Origin of the sequence: Vibrio sp. S234-5, from assembly GCF_000960595.1 — a bacterium.
Classification (GTDB): Bacteria; Pseudomonadota; Gammaproteobacteria; order Enterobacterales; family Vibrionaceae; genus Vibrio.
This window is the reverse complement of the sequence record NZ_JZAM01000044.1, coordinates 1-397: the sequence shown is the minus strand read 5'-3', so window position 1 is coordinate 397 and position 397 is coordinate 1. Positions and strand designations below refer to the sequence as shown.

Sequence of the window (397 nt, the reverse complement as noted above, 5' to 3'; positions counted from 1 at the left end):
CTTAACAACCCACTCGTCGTCGGGGTTGTTCTTAACGCTTGAGCCGGAATCGGCGCTTTCACCGGCAAAAGCGATGGCGATGTTCTGCTTGAGCAACTTGGCCGCCAAACCGGAGGCTTTCCCCACAGCGTTGTCGAACTCAATCCGTCCGGAGACTTTTTCCAAAGCCATCGGCGGCGCATCAATATCGACATGATTGCCTTTCAGAACGGCGTATCCCCACGCACGCGGCTCTTTGCTGCTCTCAAAGGGAATATTGAGTTGGAACTGCGATACCACCGGCCCTTTAACTTGCAAAGCCGTTAGCGCAGCGCCGACAGAGTCCACCAGCGGTCTCGCGGTCATGTAGCCACGCACCGCACTGCCTTCCGCCGTGGCGCTCGCCTCGATTTCAATA

At 56.9% G+C, this 397-nt stretch carries 1 protein-coding gene; it reads right to left on the bottom strand.

Annotated elements, in window-relative coordinates; all coding sequences use genetic code 11:
• A partial coding sequence (locus tag UF06_RS01175; protein ID WP_045568814.1) for a DUF3971 domain-containing protein occupies nucleotides 1–397 on the bottom strand: 397 nt, incomplete at both ends.